This is a genomic window from Blautia sp. AM47-4, from assembly GCF_003479865.1.
GTDB lineage: Bacteria > Bacillota > Clostridia > Lachnospirales > Lachnospiraceae > Fusicatenibacter > Fusicatenibacter saccharivorans.
The window spans coordinates 1-1539 of the sequence record NZ_QUHY01000087.1 but is presented as its reverse complement, the minus strand read 5'-3'; the positions used below and the strand labels follow the sequence as shown (position 1 = coordinate 1539).

General features: G+C 49.5%; 1 protein-coding gene. It reads right to left on the bottom strand.

The window, feature by feature from the left end:
- Positions 1–1539, bottom strand: a 1539-nt coding sequence (locus DW965_RS18635) for an ATP-binding protein (protein WP_147398825.1), incomplete at both ends; no start/stop codon positions are given.

Genomic DNA, 1539 nt, shown 5'->3' with positions numbered 1-1539 from the left:
AGATAGGATGGAACTGTATGACTCCCACACGCCCGTATAAATCACTGATAAGGCACTGTCCGTTTTCCAAGTCACGGAGCCGCTTCTGGTTGTTTTCATCTTCGGAATCCACCCCGAAAAAGGCAAGGGTCTTCTTGATTTCGTTGATGTCTGTGGAACGGAACGCAAATTTCAAGCCCAGATTGTTTTTCAGCTTTTCATCCAGCAAATCGTCCGTGTTCTGGGTGACAAAGTAAACGCCTGCGTTCATGGCACGTCCGGCACGAACCAGCTTCATGGAGAGTGTCTTGCCCTGTGCCACCTGTAAGAAGCTCCATGCTTCATCCAAATCCACAATCTTAAACACGCTGCGGTCGGTATGGATGAAGTCGAGGGCAAAGGTGCTGATTACAATGAGCATTGCCACGGAAAGTAGCTCCATTGTGGTGTATTCTTCAAACGAGGTTTCCTTATCCGGCAGCACCAAATCCGCCACTTGAATGATGTTGAGTTGCTTTTCAAGGCTGATGGACTGTGTGACATCCCCATCCGAAAAGAGCAGGTGTGCAAAGTCATAGTCCGTAAAGGATTCGATATGGTCGGCTATGCTGGTGCTGATGGTGGTTCCCTCCGCCCGAAGTTCTTCAATCACCTTGAAAAGCCCCCGTTCCTCACTGTTTGTTACCGCACGGATGGCTTTCCGAAGAACAGGGAACTTCTCTCCGTCACGGCTGGAAATGCCTGTTAAAAAAGTCAGGATGTCGATTGCCAGTGATTCGGAATCCTTTGGGTTCTCCATAATCACATACGGGTCAAGTAAGCCCCTGTTCTGTTCCTCCGAAGTCAGGTTTACGATATTGATTTCATGGGCGATTTCCGGCAGGGTTTCTTTCCACCGTCCCCGTTCTGCTTTCGGGTCAACAATGAGAGCCTGTGCCCCAAATAATACGGAATAATAGACAATCATGTTGTTGCTGAATGATTTTCCACCGCCGAGGGAGCCGACAAAAGCGGCAGCAAGGGCGTTAGTGACGGAGCCTTTTACTCCTTGACTGGCAAGGGCAGGCTTTAAGTACACGTTTCTTCCCGTATCAAGGCTGTACCCGATATAAATGCCCTCCGGTTCCCCCAACATCTGGGTTGCCCCGAAGCCAAGACCAGCGAGGAAGTCGCTGGTGACATACTGGATGTAATCGTTCAGATACCGCTTGCTGGCAGGGAGAAATTCCCCATGCAGCCCCAGCATATCTCCAAAGGGGCGAACCAGCTTCACGTTCAAATCGTCATAAAAATCTTTCACCTCATTGCAGCGGCGTTTCAGTTCTTCCAAGTCGGGAGCCGTCACACGCACCACATAGGACAGCTTATACATAGATTCCTTGCTCTGGTCTAAGGTGGATTCCAGCTCATTTACGCTGTCTAAAGCGTCCACCACGTTTGTACTGGTTTCACTGTCATTCTGCCATGCGTGGTTGTCCAAATCTTTCAGCTCTTTTTTCTTGTTCCGCACCGTGGAGAGGGCTTTCCGGTTTGTCACAATCTCCACATTCATAGAGGTAT